The 21,418-nt window shown below is 38.0% G+C and carries 21 protein-coding genes; 6 read left to right on the top strand and 15 right to left on the bottom strand.

The annotated features are described in order from the left end of the window. Positions 1-96 precede the first annotated feature (96 nt). The 5 genes from parC to QNH29_RS16615 all read right to left on the bottom strand — a co-directional run bounded on the left by parC (position 97) and on the right by QNH29_RS16615 (position 7,816). A complete protein-coding gene (gene parC, locus QNH29_RS16635) occupies positions 97-2,535 on the bottom strand; it encodes a DNA topoisomerase IV subunit A (RefSeq protein WP_283860498.1) in 2,439 nt (812 codons plus the stop codon). Further along, positions 2,532-4,511 carry a DNA topoisomerase IV subunit B gene (gene parE, locus QNH29_RS16630; RefSeq protein WP_283860497.1) on the bottom strand — a complete coding sequence of 660 codons (1,980 nt, stop codon included), beginning with the start codon at positions 4,509-4,511 and terminating at the stop codon, positions 2,532-2,534. Before parE ends, parC begins: the two co-directional genes overlap by 4 nt. A 283-nt stretch (positions 4,512-4,794) precedes the next feature. After that, entirely contained in the window at positions 4,795-5,208 is a 414-nt protein-coding gene (locus QNH29_RS16625) for a CoA-binding protein (protein ID WP_283860496.1), read from the bottom strand. Between the two features lie 132 nt (positions 5,209-5,340). Continuing rightward, entirely contained in the window at positions 5,341-5,841 is a 501-nt protein-coding gene (locus QNH29_RS16620) for an ATP-binding protein (protein WP_283860495.1), read from the bottom strand. A gap of 235 nt (positions 5,842-6,076) precedes the next feature. Next, the gene (locus tag QNH29_RS16615) at positions 6,077-7,816 is read right to left on the bottom strand and encodes a glycosyl hydrolase family 18 protein (RefSeq protein WP_283860494.1); all 1,740 of its coding nucleotides are present in this window, start codon (positions 7,814-7,816) and stop codon (positions 6,077-6,079) included. Between the two features lie 158 nt (positions 7,817-7,974). Here QNH29_RS16615 and plsY point away from each other — a divergent pair, with 158 nt between their 5' ends. The 5 genes from plsY to QNH29_RS16590 all read left to right on the top strand — a co-directional run bounded on the left by plsY (position 7,975) and on the right by QNH29_RS16590 (position 11,632). Then, positions 7,975-8,562 (top strand): glycerol-3-phosphate 1-O-acyltransferase PlsY, encoded by a 588-nt coding sequence (gene plsY / locus QNH29_RS16610; protein ID WP_283860493.1) that lies wholly within the window; start codon positions 7,975-7,977, stop codon positions 8,560-8,562. Positions 8,563-8,693: 131 nt separating this feature from the next. Then, complete coding sequence (locus QNH29_RS16605; protein ID WP_283860492.1) at positions 8,694-8,867, top strand: hypothetical protein; 174 nt, start codon at positions 8,694-8,696, stop codon at positions 8,865-8,867. A 460-nt stretch (positions 8,868-9,327) separates the two neighbouring features. Next, positions 9,328-10,479: a CapA family protein gene (locus tag QNH29_RS16600; RefSeq protein ID WP_283860491.1), complete on the top strand. Its 1,152-nt coding sequence runs from the start codon at positions 9,328-9,330 to the stop codon at positions 10,477-10,479. Between the two features lie 40 nt (positions 10,480-10,519). Continuing rightward, on the top strand, positions 10,520-11,263 hold the full coding sequence (locus QNH29_RS16595) for a CPBP family intramembrane glutamic endopeptidase (RefSeq protein ID WP_283860490.1): 744 nt from the start codon (positions 10,520-10,522) through the stop codon (positions 11,261-11,263). A gap of 75 nt (positions 11,264-11,338) precedes the next feature. Next, a complete protein-coding gene (locus tag QNH29_RS16590) occupies positions 11,339-11,632 on the top strand; it encodes a HesB/YadR/YfhF family protein (RefSeq protein WP_283860489.1) in 294 nt (97 codons plus the stop codon). Between the two features lie 50 nt (positions 11,633-11,682). Here the strand turns inward: QNH29_RS16590 and QNH29_RS16585 are convergent, their stop codons facing one another. The 9 genes from QNH29_RS16585 to QNH29_RS16545 all read right to left on the bottom strand — a co-directional run bounded on the left by QNH29_RS16585 (position 11,683) and on the right by QNH29_RS16545 (position 18,316). Continuing rightward, entirely contained in the window at positions 11,683-12,594 is a 912-nt protein-coding gene (locus QNH29_RS16585; RefSeq protein WP_283860488.1) for a Gfo/Idh/MocA family protein, read from the bottom strand. Between the two features lie 19 nt (positions 12,595-12,613). Continuing rightward, entirely contained in the window at positions 12,614-12,904 is a 291-nt protein-coding gene (locus tag QNH29_RS16580; RefSeq protein WP_283860487.1) for a hypothetical protein, read from the bottom strand. A gap of 25 nt (positions 12,905-12,929) precedes the next feature. Next, positions 12,930-13,358, bottom strand: coding sequence for an acyl-CoA thioesterase (locus QNH29_RS16575; RefSeq protein WP_283860486.1), 429 nt, complete (start codon positions 13,356-13,358; stop codon positions 12,930-12,932). Between the two features lie 4 nt (positions 13,359-13,362). Next, positions 13,363-15,705: an AAA family ATPase gene (locus tag QNH29_RS16570; RefSeq protein WP_283860485.1), complete on the bottom strand. Its 2,343-nt coding sequence runs from the start codon at positions 15,703-15,705 to the stop codon at positions 13,363-13,365. A 119-nt stretch (positions 15,706-15,824) separates the two neighbouring features. Beyond that, positions 15,825-16,040 (bottom strand): small acid-soluble spore protein Tlp, encoded by a 216-nt coding sequence (tlp, locus tag QNH29_RS16565; RefSeq protein ID WP_283860484.1) that lies wholly within the window; start codon positions 16,038-16,040, stop codon positions 15,825-15,827. 126 nt (positions 16,041-16,166) lie between these two features. Further along, positions 16,167-16,310, bottom strand: coding sequence for an acid-soluble spore protein N (locus tag QNH29_RS16560; protein WP_179595565.1), 144 nt, complete (start codon positions 16,308-16,310; stop codon positions 16,167-16,169). 67 nt (positions 16,311-16,377) lie between these two features. Beyond that, the gene (locus QNH29_RS16555; protein ID WP_034672833.1) at positions 16,378-16,509 is read right to left on the bottom strand and encodes an FbpB family small basic protein; all 132 of its coding nucleotides are present in this window, start codon (positions 16,507-16,509) and stop codon (positions 16,378-16,380) included. 347 nt (positions 16,510-16,856) lie between these two features. Further along, positions 16,857-17,390 carry a redoxin domain-containing protein gene (locus tag QNH29_RS16550; RefSeq protein WP_283860483.1) on the bottom strand — a complete coding sequence of 178 codons (534 nt, stop codon included), beginning with the start codon at positions 17,388-17,390 and terminating at the stop codon, positions 16,857-16,859. Between the two features lie 137 nt (positions 17,391-17,527). Next, positions 17,528-18,316: a class II aldolase/adducin family protein gene (locus QNH29_RS16545; protein WP_283860482.1), complete on the bottom strand. Its 789-nt coding sequence runs from the start codon at positions 18,314-18,316 to the stop codon at positions 17,528-17,530. Positions 18,317-18,461: 145 nt separating this feature from the next. On the opposite strand from QNH29_RS16545, the gene QNH29_RS16540 reads away from it, so the two are divergent. Then, on the top strand, positions 18,462-19,502 hold the full coding sequence (locus QNH29_RS16540; protein ID WP_283860481.1) for an NAD-dependent epimerase/dehydratase family protein: 1,041 nt from the start codon (positions 18,462-18,464) through the stop codon (positions 19,500-19,502). A 115-nt stretch (positions 19,503-19,617) separates the two neighbouring features. Here the strand turns inward: QNH29_RS16540 and abc-f are convergent, their stop codons facing one another. Beyond that, positions 19,618-21,312: a ribosomal protection-like ABC-F family protein gene (gene abc-f, locus QNH29_RS16535; RefSeq protein WP_283860480.1), complete on the bottom strand. Its 1,695-nt coding sequence runs from the start codon at positions 21,310-21,312 to the stop codon at positions 19,618-19,620. Positions 21,313-21,418 lie beyond the last annotated feature (106 nt).

Below are 21,418 nucleotides of genomic sequence, written 5' to 3'. Positions count from 1 at the left end.
CTTTTCCCCTCCAAAATCTGATACACATAGTATGCCCAATTTTGGTAAAAACATGAAAAAGACTCCCAATATTTAGGGAGTCTTTGATAATAATATTTATTCTTCTGATTTGGGTGTTCCTTCTACCTGCCAAATGGTCGTAACTTTTCCATTATCGTTTTCATCAAGGATAAAAGAACCATTTGAGTAACGGTCATTTAAGCGTATTTCTGAGGTTACGACGGTTTCGATGTGCCCTTTTTCCGTTTGAATGTAAATAGTATCTTCGTCATTCGCAACCACGAAGCCTACTACACGATGAGGATTTGCTTTTAGCTCTCGTAAAATGACAACTCCTCGTTTAGCTCGTGTTGCCTTTTCGAATTCCTTCAGTTTCATTCTCTTAATGGAACCACGCTGTGTGGTAATGACAATGGTTTCTTTACTGTCTGGAGTAATAACCTTACCGCCAACAACAACGTCTCCGTCCTTCAAATTAATGCCTTTTACACCGGCTGCTCGAATACCTACAATACTAATTTCTTCTTCATGGAACCATAAAGCATAGCCAAAATTTGAAATTAAGAACAATTCTTTCGTACCATCGGTAAGATGTACATCAATTACTTGATCATCATCCTTAAGATTAACACCTACTAATGGTTTGGAATAGCGCTGTGCTTTATATTGCTTAAGTTCTGTTTTCTTTACCATTCCATTTTTCGTGACAAATACTAAGTAAGCATCAATCTCAAAATCTTTTACTGGAATCACTTGAATGATATCTTCATCACGATCAATTGGAATGATATTCGCAATATGCTGACCTAAGTCCTTCCAGCGAATATCAGGCAGTTCATGAACAGGACAATATAAGTAATTTCCTTTATTCGTAAACAGGAGTACTACGTCCTTTGTGTTCATATCAAGCTGAGCAAGTAAACGGTCTGAGTCCTTCATGGCTAAATCTTGTCCACTAGAAGCAGCAAAAGAACGCTGGCTAGTCCGTTTCACATAGCCTTCTTTTGTAATCGTTACAATAACGTCTTCACTAGGAACTGTTACTTCAAGATTAATTTTCAATTCTTCAATTTCTGCTTCTATACTTGAACGGCGAGGATCAGCAAACCGTTTTTTGACGTCTTTCAATTCTTTTTTTATAACTGAAACTAGTTTCTTCTCACTTAATAAAATTGAAGTCCATTCTTCAATTTTATTAGCTAATTCTTCTGCTTCATTCTGTAAAGCGGTAATATCAGTATTGGTTAAGCGGTAAAGCTGTAAAGAAACGATCGCTTCCGCCTGCGCTTCAGTAAACGCAAATTTTGCAATTAAATTATCTTTTGCATCACGTTTATCTTTTGAAGCTCGGATAGTCGCAATTACTTCATCAAGGATCGATAATGCTTTCATCAACCCTTCAACGATATGCTGACGTTCCTTTGCTTTGTCTAGCTCAAATTTTGTTCTTCTAAGAACAACTTCTTTTTGGTGCTCAATATAAGCATCAAGTAATTCACGTATACCTAATAATTTAGGTCGTTTTTTTGCAATAGCAACCATATTAAAATTGTATGCCACTTGCAAATCACTATTTTTATACAGATAGTTTAGGACACCATTTGCATCCGCGTCTTTCTTCAATTCAATGACAATACGTAACCCAGTTCGATCTGTTTCATCACGAACCTCTGATATTCCTTCAACTTTACGGTCAAAACGGAATTCATCGATTTTCTTAACAAGATTCGCTTTATTGACTTCATAAGGGATTTCGGTCACGATAATTTGCTGCTTTCCGCCCCTTAAGTCTTCAATATCCGCTTTACTGCGAACAATGATTTTCCCTTTACCAGTTTCATAGGCCTTTTTAATCCCATCAACGCCTTGAATAATACCCCCAGTTGGAAAATCAGGCCCCTTAATCACCGTCATTAATTCATCAACCGATACGTTAGGATTGTCCATTCGCATGATGACTCCATCGATGACTTCACCGAGATTGTGTGGCGGAATATCGGTTGCGTACCCCGCAGATATCCCTGTTGAGCCGTTTACCAGCAAGTTTGGGAACATAGCTGGCAGTACAGTTGGTTCCTTTGAAGTATCATCGAAGTTAGGAATAAAATCGACTGTTTGTTTTTCTATATCACGAAGTAACTCTGCGGAAATTGCAGATAGGCGTGCCTCCGTATAACGCATCGCTGCTGGAGGATCACCATCCATACTTCCATTGTTTCCATGCATTTCAACGAGGACATTTCTTACCTTCCAGTCCTGACTCATCCGCACCATCGCGTCATAAACGGATGAATCTCCATGCGGGTGATAGTTACCAATTACATTACCCACTGTTTTTGCTGATTTACGGAAGCCCTTATCATGTGTATTACCTTCAACATGCATGGCATAAAGTATTCTTCGTTGTACTGGTTTTAAGCCATCCCTCGCATCGGGTAAGGCCCGCTCTTGAATGATGTATTTACTATATCTGCCAAAACGATCGCCGAGTACATCCTCAAGAGGTAAGTCACGGAATTTCTCATTTGTGCTCATTCTTCAGATTCCTCCTCAACGACCGTAATATTTTCATTTTCAAGGATCGTATCATCTTCTTCTAACCCAAACGCCACATTACTTTCAATCCATTTACGGCGAGGGTCAACTTTATCACCCATAAGTGTGGTGATACGTCGCTCTGCTCTTGCTGCGTCATCTATCTTTACTCTAATTAATGTTCGAGTTTCTGGATTCATCGTTGTATCCCAAAGCTGATCGGCATTCATTTCGCCAAGACCTTTATAACGCTGAATGATATAGCCTCTGCCAACTTTTTTGATGGCACCCTGAAGTTCATCCTCGTTCCAGGCATATTCGATGATTTCTTTTTTACCGCTGCCTTTACTAACCTTATACAAAGGAGGCAGAGCAATAAATACTTTACCAGCTTCGATAAGTGGTTTCATATACCGATAGAAAAAGGTTAAAAGTAACACTTGGATATGTGCACCGTCTGTATCGGCATCTGTCATAATAATGACTTTATCGTAGTTTACATCTTCTAGATTAAAATCAGAACCGACACCAGCGCCAACCGTATGAATAATCGTATTGATTTCTTCATTTTTAAAGATATCAGCCAGTTTCGCTTTTTCCGTATTGATAACTTTACCACGCAGCGGAAGTACGGCTTGGAAGCGGCGGTCACGACCTTGTTTAGCAGACCCGCCTGCGGAGTCACCCTCTACCAAGTAAATCTCGTTTTTTTGAGGATTTCTTGATTGAGCAGGTGTAAGCTTCCCTGATAAAAGAGCATCAGATCGCTTTCGTTTCTTACCACTTCTAGCATCCTCCCGTGCTTTTCGTGCTGCTTCACGGGCTTGGAAAGCTTTAATAGACTTCCTAATTAACAATGAGCTAATATCCGGATTTTCTTCAAGGAAGTAAGTAAGGTTTTCTGAAACCACGGCGTCTACCGCCGATCTTGCTTCACTCGTTCCCAGCTTTCCTTTCGTCTGACCCTCAAATTGTAATAATTGTTCAGGAATTCGGACAGAAATAATCGCAGATAATCCCTCACGAATATCTGCACCGTCAAGGTTTTTTTCCTTCTCTTTCAGAAGGGAAACCTTGCGGGCATATTCATTAAAAACTCGCGTCATCGCTGTTTTTGAACCAACCTCATGCGTTCCGCCATCTTTTGTACGCACATTATTTACAAACGAAAGCATATTCTCGGAATAGCCATCATTAAATTGAAAGGAAAATTCGACTTCAATCCCATTATGAATGCCTTCGAAACTTACCACAGGATGAAGAACATCTTTTTCCTCGTTTAAGTAAGATACAAAGGCCTCGATCCCATTTTCATAATGAAAAACTTCATGAAAATCATTACGGGCATCGATAATTTCAATCTTTAATCCTTTTAAAAGAAATGCAGATTCTCTTAACCTCTCACACAATGTTTCAAAATTAAATGTGGTGGTAGAAAAAATAGATGAGTCTGGTTTAAAGTGGATCGTTGTACCGGTTTGATTGGTCTTCCCTATTTTTTCTAAGGTAGTTACGGGTTTACCGCCATTTTCAAACCGTTGTTCATAAATAAACCCATCTCTTTTTATCGTAACAGTTAACCATTCAGATAAGGCGTTAACAACAGAGGCGCCGACACCATGAAGGCCGCCGCTGGTTTTATAACCGCCTTGACCAAATTTACCGCCAGCGTGGAGAACAGTTAAAATAACTTCTGGAGTCGGTTTCCCCATTTTATGCATGCCAGTCGGCATTCCGCGTCCTTTATCCATTACGCTGATTGAATTATCTTTGTGAATTTTTACAATGATTTGGTCCCCAAATCCTCCTAAAGCCTCATCGACGGAGTTGTCGACAATCTCATATACAAGATGGTGTAATCCGCGTGTATCAGTGCTCCCGATGTACATTCCTGGTCGCTTCCTGACGGCCTCCAGTCCCTCTAGTACCTGTATGGCATCATCATTATATTCAAAAGCTTTCTGATTACTTGCCACTAAAATACCCCTTTCATTCCCTGCAAAAGAAAAAACATCTTTTAATTGCTATCTTTATGAGTAAATTGATTCATTCGTGTTAAAAAAGTTATTTCCATAATTTAGAACGAATGTTTGCCGATTTTAATTGTACCACATGTTTGCGGCGTCTATGCTTTATTTTAGCGATTTATTTCGATTTGGCAAATGTCTTATTTAAAACAACATATTTTTGTAACAGTATTTTTAGGGGAAAAATGAAAAAAAACTGCCAAATGTTAGCAGCTTTTCTTTCGATAAAACTTTATTTTGTTAACGCATGTGCAACTTTTATACAAAGATCCATGATAACAGTATACCCTTTTTCCTTCAAGAACTCATATGCTTCTTCATTTACTAGGCCTTGCTGCGCCCAAAAAACATCCGCATCGACTTCATCAAATTCTTTTGCAACATCGAACAATTGTTCTGAACGGCGGAAAACATTCACAATATCAATATGACCCTCAATATCTTTTAGTGATGCCACCGCTTTCACTCCGAGTACTTCATCGACAGTTGGATTGACCGGAATAATCTCATAACCTGCTCTTTGCATAACTTCCGAAACCATATACGAAGTTCTGTCAGGTTTGTCACTTAATCCCACAACAGCGATGCGTTTAGATTTTTTTAAAATTGCTCCTAGTTCTTCTAATGATGGATTTTCAACTGCCATGAACAAACACTTCCTTTATTTCCGTAATTTTACTATCCGCTTTCACTATAACATAAATCAATTATTTGCCCAAAAAAATAACTCCCGAAGTCCAGGAGCTTTGAGGGGAGTAACAATATTGAGTTGGAGACTTCAAGAAAGTGCTTTAGGAACAGATAAAATAATACGAGTTCCGTCCTCAGTATTTTCAACGTTAATGAAACCACCCATCTTTTCAATATATAGCTTTGTTATATAAAGGCCATTCCCATTTCCGTTATGTTGTGATGAGAAGGTTGGTTCGGATAATTTTGAGATCAGATCAGGGTCAATACCACCTGCATTATCCGTAAATTCCACAACAATAAAATCTTCATCATTATGAATCTGGATTTTTAATTTCCTATTCATTATTTTGTTTGAATTAAAAGCTTCTCTTACATTGATTAATATATGTAAAATAATTTGACTGAAAACAGTAGGAGATCCATACACCATCTGCAGGCCTCTGTATTCGAAATCCATATGAATATCGTGGTTCTTAAGGCTAGAGAAAAAAATAGACAATGCTTCTTCAATCGAATCTGAAACAGCGAACGAACATTCTTCATTTCTAGCGCGATCTAATTTTCGAAAATTAGTGGTATGTGGCATATTTTCACCTCTTTATCATTCTAAATTTCCCATCAGGAAACTCATTCAGCAAATCGACAGCTGACTTTAAAACAAGATTGTTTCCTAAATTATATTTCGGGGTATAATTCTTTTCAATCAATAACAAAATGGTTTGAAAATTCTCCATATATTTGTAATAAAATAGCCTTTAATTGTTCTTAACTTAGACAGAATATTAAATTAGAAAATGCAAAAAATAGACCAACTTTGTGGTCTATTTCTGAGTTACAGCTTTATTAGGATCTATGTTCATCGCAGTCCACGCCGTCTGATCTCCGAAGACCCTGGACCAGGAAGCCATACCTGCCAGCTGATAACTAGCCGCAAGATTTGCTCGTTTCATTAACGATAATTCATCTTCAATCCATATTTTATAGGTAGAATTTTCATCTTCTGCATAGTATTCTGCAAAATTTTGGCCGCTTTCCTCATCATACACAGGCTGAATCCCTTTTTCCGCAAGCCATTCTTTTACCTTTGCCATCGACATAGATTGTGAGGAAATTTCTGTCGTTCCATCTTCTTTCACTTGTTCCTTCCACAGCCTTGAATATAAAGGGACACCTAGAACTAACTTTTCTTTTGGTACTTCTTTTAACAAGTTTTGCAGGTTTGTTTCTACCCAAGGAAGGCTGGATACACTGCCAGCTACAGGAGATGATCCAGAGTGTTCATCATATGCCATAATGATGAGGTAATCTACAATACTTGCAAGCTTATCTCTTTCATAGAAGGATGACCAATTATTGTTTTCACCTGCATAAAACGTAATGTCCATTGATACAATTAACCCTGCTTCATGTAAATATGGTGTTGCTTCCCGCATTAATTGAGTAACAAGGTGACCATCTTCAGGATAGACATTCTCAATATCAAAATTAATCCCTTGTAATTGGTACATCTGACTAAAATGAAGCAGCTGAACAATGATTTTTTGACGTGTTTCAAAGTCTTTTAACGCTTCATGTGTCAGCACTGGATCAAACGAATTTGAAAACAATCCCCATACTTGATATCCTCTGGAGTGTGCCCATTTGCTATATTCTAAAGACGCTAAATTACTAATTGTGCCGTCAGTTCCAGTTAAGGAAAACCAAGTTGGTGAGACAACATTAACCCCTATCATATCGGGTATTTGGGAATGATCTGGATTCTTCGTGTAGACAGCTTCCCAGGTTAGTTGAATCGGTCCATTGATTTTTGGTATGTCAGCCGTTTTATTTTTTTGTGAGATTGTAATGGTAACCTCTTTGTTTTTCTTTACATATTTCTTGCTGATGTATCCACTTATACCATTTTCTTTTCTTACTAAATAAAAGCCCTCTTCTTCAGCCTCAATCATTACAGCCTCTTTTTTTAACATTTCAGAGGTATAAGGTGCTTTTAGAGAAGGTGCTGTTCGTAACCGCAGCTTTTCCGGGTGAACATCTTCTATAGTGATTTCACCTTGGACATAGTGGTCACCATGTTTTTGAATCCAAATGGCTCCCGTATCTCCTAAAACCTTATACTGAATGGGATAATAAGCTAGCAGCGGGTCAATAGCCACATATAGTTGGCCGTCTTTCGAGATAATCGGAGATAGTTGAAGTTCGACCGGTTTCTGATTAACAAAGAATGTTAAGGAATCAGTAGGCATTTGGATGACTTTTTCTGCAGTCGTGATGATGATAGACTTTGATTTTTCATCAAAAAGTATACTGTTATCAATGTTTTCCTGCATAAATGAAAGTGGAACAAAGATAGAATCCCCTTCAATTAATGCATTACCCCGTTGAATTCCTTCGAAAAGGATTGGGTTTTTATCTGTAAAATAGGCTTTTCTTTCATTAGATGCAAACGGATATAATAAATAGAAAATAGAAGATGCAATTAGTAGAATTGCAATCATCAATCCTCCGAGGATCCATTTTTGTGATAATGATTTCTTTTTCTGGTATTCAGTTTGGGCCATCTTTTTTCCTCCTCACCTCTATGGTACGGTATCCACGAAAAATTGAGAAGGGATTTTTATGCATTTTTTGAATTAGTTACATGCAGTGGGTAGTGTTATTTCACCATTACATGGTAAAATAACAGGACATGCACTATTTATAGAAGGAGAAATCATTGATGGTTCAAATTGGTTTAGTTTTAATAATCGCCTACCTGTTAGGGTCCATTCCCTCTGGTTTAATCATTGGTAAAGTTTTTTATAAAACAGATATCCGTGAACATGGAAGTGGGAACTTAGGAGGAACAAATACATTTCGAACATTAGGAGTAAAAGCAGGTATAGCTGTAACATTGGCTGATATCCTAAAAGGAACATTAGCTGCTTCCTTGCCTGTCATATTTGGACTAGATGATATAAATCCTTTACTTCCTGGGGTTTTTGCCGTTATCGGACACACCTATCCAATCTTTGCTGGCTTTCGAGGCGGCAAAGCAGTAGCCACATCTGGCGGTGTTTTATTGTTTTGTTCCCCGCTTATGTTTTTAACAATTTTCTTGGTCTTTTTTCTAAGTCTTTACTTAACAAAGTACGTATCGTTATCATCTATGCTCGCTGGAATTTGTGCAGTGATTTATGCTGCGATTGATGGGGATGTACCGCTCCTTATTGCAGTAACTCTTTTGGCCTCATTTGTAATTTATCGTCATCGTGCTAATATTAAAAGAATCATGAATAAAACAGAACCTAAAATTAAATGGCTTTAAGGAATCGATTTTGGCTCCTTAGAGCCATTTTTCTTTAGAAACTAACTTTCATGAAACAGTCATAATCCCAGTCATTTTCTTTCCCTTTGATAAAGTAAAATAAAGGTAAAGGAACCCTTGGAGGGATGATGATGTCTGACCGTAAACAAACCTTACTTTTTTCAACCGACGTTACAACAAATGATGACGAAGAATTTGTCATTGAATTTTATCAGTGTTTAATGGATGACCTGCCGGAAAAATTTCCATACAAAGTAACAAAGAATTTTGACGAACTAATCGATTTCTTCGAAGAACTGGAATAGTAATACGTAAAAAGGAGTCCCTCATCGGAGACTCCTTTTATTACATTTTTATTAGCTTAAATGAATACCTTCCTTTTTCATTACTGCTATAGTCAAGCTTGGTTTGATTAAAATGAATGTAATCTTGTTCATGAATAAGGATCTTGACCCCTCCAAATTCAAATAGTTGATCCCCAGTAATTTTCCGCTCTTCCAGAGACAGATTGAGTTTGGGACCGCCTCAACCAACCCCCATACTCAATCGGACTAAAAGTTCCTCATTAGGTGTCTGCCTTTCTCTCGCGATAACATCTTCTAATATATGGCATGCACTCTCTGTTATTTTAAACAAAACCAACCACCTCCTTAAATTTTTCCGAATTATAAAGAAAAAAGTCGAAAAATAGCATATAAATATATTATAGTATGGGTAGAATGGTTTAAAATATTTTGCCTCAAAACAAAACATGGAGGAGAAATTATGAAAAAGAAAGCCATTTTTACGTCTGTATTCATCATTTCTGCGTGTATTCTTCTTGCGTCGGCAGTTTTGATTCAACAACACAATAATAAGGCTGATGAAGCCAAAGTACATTCCGCCAAGGAGCATTCTCTGAGATATCAACCCGTTATTGCCAGGACATTGACTGAAAAATTAACCATAGGTGCAATCGGAGACATTTTGATTCATGATACTGTTTATCAGGATGCTTTTAATGGCACTCAATATGATTTCAACCCTATCTTCGAAAATGTTAAAAGTATATTAGAATCCCCTGATGTTCTTACGGCGAATCAAGAAAGTATGTTAGGCGGCGTTGATATTGGTGTGTCAAGTTATCCCATGTTTAATAGTCCACATGAAGTCGCAGACGCTCTCGTTAATACAGGGGTCGATATCGTCTCTCTTGCAAACAATCATACGTTAGACAAAGGTGAACGTGGTATTCTTTCTGCAACAGATTATTTAAATAGTATTGGTCTGCCCCATGTCGGAAGCTTTTTAAATGAACAGGACCGTCAAAAATTAAGAATCCTTCATAAAAATGGCATAAAATTAGCTTTTCTATCTTATACATACGGCACAAATGGAATACCTGTACCAGATGGAAAGGATTTCTTAGTAAACCTGATTAATCGTGATATAATGAGCGATGAAATTCATAGGGCGAAAAAAGAAGCGGATGTTGTGATCATGAGTATCCATTGGGGAAATGAATACCAGCGAATCCCCACAAGTGAACAAAAGGACTTGGCTAACTTCCTTGCAAACGAAGGTGTAGATATCATTTTCGGCTCTCACCCACACGTGCTTCAGCCGATGGAATGGATTAAAACAGTAGATGGAAGAAACTCATTTGTTATTTATTCCTTAGGTAATTTCATTTCTGGGCAGGTACGGGACTATAAAGATATTGGCGGCATGGCAACCGTTGAAATTACAAAACATGTTACCGAAACAGGAAAGTCCATCGAATTGTCCAACCCTGCATTTTATCCAACCTATGTTTCAAGCCAACAAAATAGAAACTATCAAGTAGTACCACTCGAAAAAGCCGGTTCTTTTGGACTCCAAAATGCTTCAGCAAAATATCAGGAAATTCAAGATCATATGACTCAAAGGCTCCGTTAGAACGGAGCCTTTTTATAAGTATTTGGAAGGATGTTCCGGAATGAAACAAAACTACTATCAAGGTAACTTTTTATCCTTATTGTTTATTGTCTTAGTTTATTTGTTTACTAGGAATCATTATAGTCCCTTCTTTTGGATGATCCTAGGTTTATTACTGGTGCTTTCATTCCTTAGGGAAGAAAATCGTTTATTTGCATGGGTAATTATTTCTTTCTTTGGTAGTAATTTGATTGTCATTTACCTAGATAAGTTTATCGATGGGTTGATTGAGAATCCTTTCTACCTGGTACTCGTGAATCAAATTTTGTTTATCATTCCTACCCTAACGATGTGTTATGTCATCAAGCAGTTCCATAAAAGAATCAGCTTCTATTTTAATAAACCGAAATCATTTCGTATTTTTTTCAGCTATTTGCTTCTTATTGCTGCAGGATTTCTTTTTTTATTTTTTATAAAGGGTAGGATTGACGTTTTCCTCGCTCTTTTCACATTCTCACTTATTCATGCCATCGTACAGGAAGTGATATGGCGCGGTATTCTGTTAACACAAATGATTAAAATCATGAGTGAAAAAACTGCCATTCTGTATACTAGCATCGCCTTTAGTGTTAATACGACGATATTTGGATTTGGTCCATCTGTTGTTCTATTGTATCTAACTTTCGGGCTAATATTTGGATTCTTAACCACTAAATTTACAAGCATTTTTCCAGCTATTGGGGTTCATACATTGGTGTTATTGTCCGCATTCCTAATTGGCTGGATTCAACTGCCAATCTTATAGTTGAAGCAACATCATCGATAATTTTAGGAGCTTTATTATATAATAACGACAGAGGTATTTTGAAAGGAGAAACAGATGAACATCCAAATCAGCAGTGCCGCAGCAGCGTGGTACAAACAAGAACTTAATCTAAAAACCGGAGATTTTGTCCGTTTCTATGTTCGTTATGGAGGGCATAGCCCGGTGCAAAAAGGATTTTCGCTGGGAATTTCTAATGATGAACCGGATGATATTGGTGCAAAGACAATTCAAGATGGAATAACGTTTTATGTGGAAGAAAAAGATTTATGGTATTTCGATGAACACGATTTAATCGTTGATTTACATGAAAAATATGCAGAGCCTATCCTCGATTACAAAAAAGCTTAATCAACCTAATGAAAGCACACATGAAGTTATTTCTTCATGTGTGCTTTCTCTCATACCAATCTCTCAAGCTGTTCGACAATATGTTCACAAATTTCATGCGTCCTTAACGAATCTCTTGCTGTAATCGATGGAAATTGGTTAGTAGTGATGGCATCAATAAATTCTGCGACTATCTGTTCAAATCCTCTTTTGTATAAAGTAGAATCCCAGTTGGCAAAAGATTTTACAATTACTTCCTGATCACGGAGAATCGTTAATTGGTCAAGATCATGTACGACCCTTTTCTCTTTTGGTCCCATTACCTCTAACTTTTCTTCAACCGCTCCGCTGTCGCGATTCATAATTGCCAGGCCTGTTGTGGCCTTAGAAATCAATTGAACTACAACATGATAAAGTAAGCCATTCATTACTCTTCCATGGACGGTGATGTCCTCAATTTCATCTTTGAATACATAACGGACCGTATCTAGAACATGGATGAAGTCATCATAAACAAAGGCACGAATAGTACCAGGGAGTGCATGGCGATTCTTTTGCATGATAATCATAGTTGGTTCATCCACTTCTGCCATAGTCCGATAAAAAGGGGCAAACCTCCTATTAAAACCAGTCATTAGAATAAGACCTTTGTTCTCAGCTAATTCTACAAGCTCCTTGGTGGTTTCCAAGTGATAGGTGATTGGCTTGTCTACATAAACATGAATACCGTTTTGTAAGAGTTCTCTTACAATGTTTTCGTGTGATTCGGTTGACGAGTGAACAAATGCTCCCTTTATCCCGCTTTCAATGATTGATGTGAGGCTAGAATGAGTATTGGGGTAGCGATATTGATTACTGATTTCCCTTAAGACCTCTGTATTTCTAGTGAATACGTGCATTTCCACATTAGCCAGCTTACTAATAACGGGCAGATATGCTTTTTTAGCAATATCCCCAATTCCGATGATACCCAATTTCATCATGGGTTCATCTCCTCTCTTATCACCAAATATGATTTTGTAACCCTTCTTTATGTAATATTTCTTTTTGCCTTTCGCCAATTAAATCAAAATGTGAATACCCGTCACGGCGGTGATGTATCCATTCTTTTTTCAACCCATATTTTCTTCCCCATTCAGCCAGCTTTTCAAGGTCATGGCAGCCTACCTTAGTAACGGTTTTACAGCCTGGGAAGCGATCATCCAGCCAATAATGGGTTAAAAATGCGATTTCCCCATTATCAATTTTTTTTTTCCAATCTCTTACTTCCTGTTTTTTGATTCCAAATGCCAATAAACTCACCCCAAAGTTCATTCCATTACTTTTTCTTTATTTCTTCATATTTCAGGAACCATTCAGGAAACGCTTTTTTAAAAGCGATTGGTCTAAAGTTGTCCTTTTTGACAACAATATGAGTCGAGGTTCCTTCTGCACAAACTTCCTCGTCACCATTCATAATGGCATAGCCATAGACTGTTTTAAGTCCATTATTACTCTCAATCCACGTCTTTACGAAACCCCTATCGCCGTATCGTAACGGTTTTTTATAGGTTGCTTGGATGTCATATACGGGCGCAAAATATCCAGCGTTCTCCATATCTACATAACTATATCCAAGATCCTCAATCAACCCGCTTCTTCCGAGCTCAAAATATTTCAAATAGTTAGCATGATAGATTACTCCCATCATATCGGTATCCGCGTATAAAAGTTGAATCTCTCTTGTAGAAATAAATACATTGTCCATTCTTTTATTCCCCTTCTCTGCTTAAATGAAATTTATCTAGCGCCTTTTCCACATCTTCACTTTCGATATGAATGGCTTTCTCTAATAACTCCTCATCCTCTGCTGCTCCCATAAGCCTCATAGCTTGGGCTTGAATCATCTCATCTGCCAAATTAGCAGCAAATCTTCCGTTTCCAGTGAATGTATGATTTTCAATACTTTGTTTTAAAAGAGCGCGTGCTCCTTCACTAAGGTGGTATTTAAAACTTTCTACGTAAGTCTCGATAATGGCTAGCAGCTCTTCTGCTGAATAATCTGGGAACAGAAAGAACTTCTTAAACCGAGAACGCAGCCCAGGGTTGCTCTCTAATAACTGATCCATTTCTTTTGGATAACCAGCAAGCACCACTACAAGATTCTCATTATGCTTGGTCATTTCATCTACAAGGGTGTCTACTACTTCTTTACCAAAATCCCCTGCTGTTTGGCTTAAGAGTGAATAGGCTTCATCAATAAATAACACCCCGCCCAGCGCTTCCCGTATCTTCTTCTTTGTTTTTCCTGCCGTTTGACCCACGTACCCTGCAACGAAATCGGCCCTGCTGGCGACAATTAAATGACCTCTTTTTAACATCCCGCATTCTTTTAGAAGTTCAGCGTAAATTTTAGCTACGGTTGTTTTACCAGTGCCCGGGTTACCTGTAAACACAGAATGCAGCTGTATGGGTACTGTTGGAAGCTTTTTTTCTTTTCTAAACTGCTGCATTTTAACAAAGGAAACGAGTTTCTCCAATTCACCTTTAAGCTCGTTTAAGCCAATTAACCGTTCTAATTTATCAAACGGTGATTCCCGGTGTTCATCCTTTTCTACCTTAAAGTCTTCTTTATCCAAAAACGTGTAGGTAAGAATATCTTCCTCGGAAAAGAGATGATCGGAACCTTTTTTGAAAATTGCATCCAAGACAATATTATGGACAGATCTAGCATTGCCAAAAGTATCATCTACCCGTTCCTGTTCAAGGCGATGATTGATTTCTATCTTCGCTTCCTCGGTAAGAATATAATCATTTTCAGAGGCTATTTTTTCCGCAATTAAAATTAATTCTTCATTGGAATAATTGTGCAAATGAATGAGATTGGATTGAGGGAAGCGGCTCCTTAATCCTGGATTGGCATCCAAAAAAATACGCATTTCATCCGGATAACCTGCAAGAATAACAGCGAATTTACCACCGTATTCCTTTCCCGTCATAAGGGAAACAAGCGTATCAACAGCTGTTTGCCCATAATCATTTCCTGTTTGTCCTTCTCGTTTTAAACTATAAGCTTCATCAATGAATAAAACTCCGCCAATTGCTTTTTCAACTACTGCTCGTACGTTTTCCTCGGTTTGACCTACGAACGCCCCTACAAGCTGCGATCGATCCGTTTCAATGACTTCTGGCCGCGGCAGGACCTCGAGCTCGTGATAGATTTTCGCCAATAACCTAGCGATGGTTGTTTTTCCGGTACCAGGATTTCCAGTGAGAACCATATTAAGACTTAATTCATCTTTTGTTTGGAATCCTAGTTTTTTACGGTCATTCTGGTATTTTAAAAACTGATAAAAATCATTGACTCGTTTTTTTACGACTTCCATTCCAATCATTTCATTTAATTCGTCTAAGGCATTTTTTGAATCTTGATTATCATCTTCTTCGATTAAAAAGACCTTGTGCCAGTCTTTTTTTATGTCTTCGATGTGAGATAAATGTAATTTCAAGTCATCGATATAGGTTGCTGTATGGAAAACACCCTTAATGGATTCCTCATAATCCTCAGCGGCATTCAGGAGGTTACCACAGACCTCAATTACAGTAGACAGAATTTCAGTAAGGTCTTTGTATTGATTGAACAGCGGCTCGTTTCCAAGCGTTTGAGCGAGATTCATTTTTCCGTTTAGATCCTCGAATTGATCATCTGCCTCTGCTAAGAAACTTTGGCAAATTTGTATGTATTGTTCCGCGGTTTTTTTCTTTGCTGTTCGATTATCTGTTTCCCGTATAGCAGGGAACGTTAAAACATCTAAAATATCTTTCTTCTTCTTCCAGTCGTATTGAATGAAATAAGACTTTGCCTTTTTATTTTCTGGATATAATTCTAATGCTTTCTGAAGCCACGCCGAAGCTAATGAATCTTGGTTATTATGTGCTAGACGCGATAAGGCAGCGACTGTTAACATCCTTGATAAAAGGACCGGATTAGATTCCGTGCGTAGGGCTGTTAATAGCTCATTTTCATTGGAAATAAACCCTATTTCATTCAGTTCATTTTCCCACTGGAGTAATTTTTCATTATCGTTTATCGAATTCATTTGTTGTCTTATCATTAGGAATCACTTCTTCTTTAAAATTTCCCTTATATCTTACCATAACCTATCCAATGACACGAAATTGAATGACCTCTAATAAAAGGACCTGTCCGTATTGAACAGGTCCTAGTCATTACTTATACTTCATCCTTAATTTCTGAACGGAAGGATTCAATGCTTTCGCGGCGTCTTTCGTTTTTAGCTTCGATCTCCCGGCGTTGTGTTTCACTATTCGTAAAACGAAGTGATTCTTCTGCTGCTTCCATGTTTTCAATCGTATCATGAATCATTGCTTGCAGCTTTTCTACATTATCACTTCGATCATCTGGTTTCGGTTTGTTGTTATAAGTCATGGAATGGTTCCTCCTTCGTGGTGTCGTGGTACAGATATAGTTTGTTTCGAAGTGAAAAAAATATCACAGAAAATATTTGCTATAAAAAAGACCCGCTGGCAAATGCCTACGAGTCTTATCCATTCATTATTCGCCTTTAGTTTGTATTACTTGTGCGTGTTTACCTGATGTATCTTGATATTTTTTCCCTTTGTTACCGCCGTAGCGCTGGGACTTATTTCCAAGCTCATCGGTGCTGAAACCCTGTTGACTATGTTTTGGATTACTCATGTAACATCCCTCCTCCTTAACATTTTGTCCGTTTTAAGGAGGAACATGATTGGTAATCTATGTGAGTTTATTCGGCTTTACCAAGACGCTTTTCTTCTAAACGCATTTCAATTTTCTCCATTGCCGCTCTATCTTTCAAAAGTTGACTTTTATTTTCGGATACAAGTTCTGCAAAAGAACGTTTTCTAGGCTTTCTCATGTATATCACCTTCCTTATGACCTATTCTAACAGTTATTATGCCCGGAAACGGTTGCAATTATTACAACTTTTTGAAAATTATAAAGAAAAGTATTCGATAAAGCATTAAAGGGCTAAACAATTGGCTGTGTTAAAGCTAATTTTTGATTTTGCACCCTGTTGATTGGAGCGGAAGGCACGAAGACTCCTGCGGGAGTACGGGGCTGGGGAGACCCCGCAGGCGCATAAGCGCCGAGGAGGCTCCTCGGCACGCCCTAAGGTGCGCGAAGTGCCTGGAGTGGAAATCAACAGGCAAATTTAACACAGCCAACCAATTAAAAAAAGACAATGGATTACACATCCATTGTCTACTTCAAATCCTTTGTATATTGTTTCATAGCGTCAAGATTCATCGCACCAATATATTTGTTTCCGATATTCCCCTTCGTGTCGATAAAATACGTTGTTGGAATAGATAGGACTTGATACGCTTCGTTTACTCTATCTTCCTCATCTAACGGTATTGGAAAAGTAATCCCATTTTCATCTATAAAAGCTTTTACATCTAAATGCGGGTCAATGTTAACGGCTAAAATAACAACATCGTCCCCAGCTTCTTTATGGAATTCCTCCATGGCTGGCATTTCTGCCTTACACGGCGGGCACCAAGTCGCCCAGAAATTGAGCATAACCTTCTTCCCTTTTAGATCAGAAAGTTTAACTGTATCGCCGGCTAATGTTTTAAGTTCAAAATCTGGAGCTTTTGCCCCTACTTTTAATCCGCCCATATTAGCGGCTTCTTGACTTGCATTTTCGGGTTCAGCCTTTTTATCCATAGCCTGCACAATCGCTACTCCAAGTAAGGCTATTAACACAACTGCAGCAATGACTTTCTTCACCATACCCCGAACCCCCTTGATTCAATAATATGCTACATCGATTTTACACTATAAAGTAAGTTGAAATACAGGTTGTATATGCCAAATATGTGACAATTTAAACATAGTTTAGTAAAAGTATTCTAGAAAAGCAAATAAAGTTACTTATTTAAGGCGTTAAGGACACTGGTTGTCACGCGGTCTACAATCAAATCAATATCCCTTTCAGATAAGGTCTGTTCATTAACGGCGGTTACTTTCTTTGCCTGCGTGCCTTCAGGTATATCAACACCTAATGGTGAAATACCTTTTACACCCATCATCGCTTTAATATCAATGAGTTTAGCGACATTTTCTTTAGAAAGTTCGCGATCCCCTTTTAATTGTCTGGATATCCAATTTATTTTTGCAGTAAACTCTAATGATTCCATTAAATAATAAGCATGGTCTAAATTCTTTCCCCATGTTAAGGCGCCATGGTTTTCTAATAACACACCTTGATAATCGTAGACATGTGTTTTGATTGCCTTCGGGACTTCATCTGTTGAAGGTGTTCCGTATTGGGCTAATGGAATCGTTCCTAAGGAGACAATAGCTTCAGGCATAATTGCCTGATCCAAAGGGATCCCTGCAATAGCAAAAGCCGTTGCATATGGAGGATGTACATGTAAAACGGAATGGACATCTGGACGCTCGTGATAAACAAGGAGGTGCATTTTCATTTCCGAAGTAGGTTTGTAGTCTCCCTCAATTACATTTCCTTCCCCATCTACTTTTATAATCATTTCTGGGGTCAGGATTCCTTTGCTTACATTGGTTGGAGTAATTAAGAACTCATTATCATCGATGCGGACAGAGATATTTCCGTCATTAGCCGCAACGAATCCCTTTTCATACACACGTTTTCCAATATCGCATATAAGTTTTTTATATTTTATCTCAATAATCATCCTGAACCCTGCTTTCAATTATGAATCCATTGTTACCTAGTAGTATACCCTTATTCTTGATGATATTAGAGATTAATACAATGTTTAAATTAACGCAATCTTATGAAAATTTGTTAAGATGTATCTACAGAGAGGAGTTGGGAAAATGAAGATACTTGTTTTAGGGGGAAGTCGCTTTTTAGGCAGAACTTTTGTTGAGGAAGCACAGAGGCTAAACCATGAGGTAACTATTTTTAATCGGGGAAATCAAAATGAAGGGTTTAAAGATGTTGAGATTATTACTGGTGATCGTCTTACTGACTTAAGCAAACTTTCAAATCGCTATTGGGATGCTGTATTAGATACAAGTGGATTTATCCCTTCTGCGGTCTTAAAGTCCACCGAACTGCTAAAAGACCGTGTAAAGCAATACACCTTTATTTCGAGCATTTCTGTTTACAAAGATTGGGTCCAAGAAAATTTTAATGAAACCTATCCGGTTTACGATATGTCATTAGAGGAAGCAAATGAGCTTGCTAAAGACAGTAAAATATATGAGTATTACGGACAATTTAAAGCTTTGTGTGAAGTGGTTGCTGAAAAAGCTATGCCGGGTCGTGTAGCGAATATTCGTGCTGGCCAATTAATCGGACCTAATGACTATACTGATCGCATTCCCTATTGGATACATAGAATCGCTGCTGGAGGTAAGGTTTTAGCACCAGGGAATCCAAACAGAGCTGTACAGGTGATTGATAATAAGGACCTGGCACATTGGATGTTGTCAATGATGGCTAATCAAACGGCGGGAACTTTTAATGCAACTGGACCGGATTATACACTTACAATGAAAGAGTTTCTTGCAGCATGTATGAAGGTGACAGGCACCGAATCAGAAATCGTTTGGGCTTCAGAAAAGTTTCTCCTCGAGAATAAGGTTGCACCGTGGACGGAAATGCCTCTTTGGGTGCCTGAAGAGTTTCCTTTGGAGCCAGAGCTTAAGGATCCATGGAGGGGTGCTTTCAACGTGAATATTGAAAAAGCCATTGCGAGCGGACTTACCTTTAGGCCTTTAGAGGAGAGTCTAGCGGATATTTATGAATGGGAAAAGCACCGTAATTTACCTTCGGATGAATGGAAATCTGGAATGCGTGCTGATCGTGAAAAAGAGCTGCTTAAATTGTGGTCTCAACAAACGAGCAAATGATGTTCGCGGTTATAATCTAATTAACGCGGATATAATTCAATTAACGCGATATATCTCATTTATCGCAGATATAATAGAATAGCCCCTCTTTAGGGAGGGGCTATTGAATGTGGATTTATAATAGTTTTCTTTTTTGCTTCAAGAGTTCGTTAAATTCCCTATCTAATTCCACATATTTAGGGTTTTTGGGTTCAATTAGTGATAATTCACCCAAAATCGTGGCTATTCTATTTTCAATTATCATTAAATGTTCTTTACTATCCGTAGGTTCAGCCGTGCTGGTTTTATTAAAGTACTCTTCCGGCTTCATTTCTACACGCTTTATCCTCTGATTATCAAATACAAGGAGTTTATCACAAAGCTTATTTAAGAAATAGTAATCATGCGAAACGGTAATAATCGTACCTGCGAATTCATTTAGTGTTTTTTCAAGCTGTTCCCTGCTTGGCAAGTCTAAATGATTTGTCGGTTCATCTAGAATTAGAACATCATAATCCTTCATTAGCATGTCGACTAGTTTAACGCGCGTTCTTTCTCCAAGGCTTAGAGTCCCAATCGGCTTCGTAATAAACTGTTCTTTCAGTCCAAGATTTGCAAATAATGTTCTCGCCTTGAGAATGTTTTCTCGGTCCGTAAACCCTAATGCCTCTAAAGCCGTTTTATCTGCGGGTAAGTTGTCAACATCCTGGCTTAAGTAAGCAACCTTTAACGATTCACTTTTCCAAAGTTCGCCTCCAGTAACCGATGTTTCCCCAAGGATCATTTTAATTAAGGTGGTTTTACCGCTTCCGTTTTCTCCTAATAAACCAATACGATCACCGTGATTAATATAAAAGTGAGAATCACGGAAAAGTGGCCTATCCTCAAACAACTTCGATAGGTTCTTCGCCTCAATAATCCTTTTTCCTCTATTTCCTTTTGTATCAAACTGAAATCTGACTTTTGTCTCCTCTAGAGGTTTGTCTACCTTGTTCTTTTCAAGCTCGCTTTGAAGACGTTTCATTTTGGATTTTACTTGCTTGTCACGTTTCTTTGCCTTCATTCGATGATGTTCCTTATAACCATAATCTCTGCTTTGCTTGGTTGAGGTTCTGTGAGCTTTCTCAGACCAGGACGATAATTGCTCCATTTGCATTTCGATTTCTTCTTTCTTACGCTGCTGCACCTCATAATGGTGCATTTGGGTTTCAAGTCGGTGCTGCTTTTCCTTCTGATAATCACTATAGTTCCCATTGTAGAAATTCATCTTTGTATTCTCTATTTCAAAAATACGTGTCACCGTTTTATCTAAGAAATGGCGATCGTGAGAAATGATTAATACCGGACCTTTAAATTTCTCCAGCTCTTCAATCAACCATTCTATCCCTTTATAATCTAAGTGGTTTGTAGGCTCATCGAGAATCAAGAATCCCGGCTTTGAGGCCCACACGTTTGATAATGCGAGTTTTAACCTCTCGCCGCCGCTTAAATGGTTTAAACGCTTCTCTTCCCATGTAGAAACCTTTTTCAGTCCTAACTTACTTGAGTGCTGCAATAGGTCTCCCTCAATTGAAAATAATTCATTACCTTCATAATCTATTGATTGTGTAAGGTAACCAATCTTTAATTCGTGGGATTTTTCAACGAAACCCTTATCAGGTGTGATTTTACCAGTAAGGATATTGGCCAATGTTGTTTTCCCGGTGCCGTTATACCCTACGAGACCAATTCTTTCGCCATTTTTTATATCAAAGGAAATATTGTCTAAGATTCTCCTCAGATTAAAGTTCATTTCTATTCCAGTTACTTTTATTACAGGATTGTTGTTCATAAAAAAACTCCCTTCGATTGAACCTGAAGAGAGTTTTTGAGTCATGTCGTTTATGCAATCATAAAAAATCATACGTTAATAAGCCGAAAAAGGCATGTGTTAACGA

This window comes from Neobacillus sp. DY30 (genome assembly GCF_030123065.1).
Taxonomy (GTDB): domain Bacteria; phylum Bacillota; class Bacilli; order Bacillales; family Cytobacillaceae; genus Neobacillus.
Note: the sequence above shows the minus strand (reverse complement) of the source record. Positions and strands in the feature narration are given on the sequence as shown.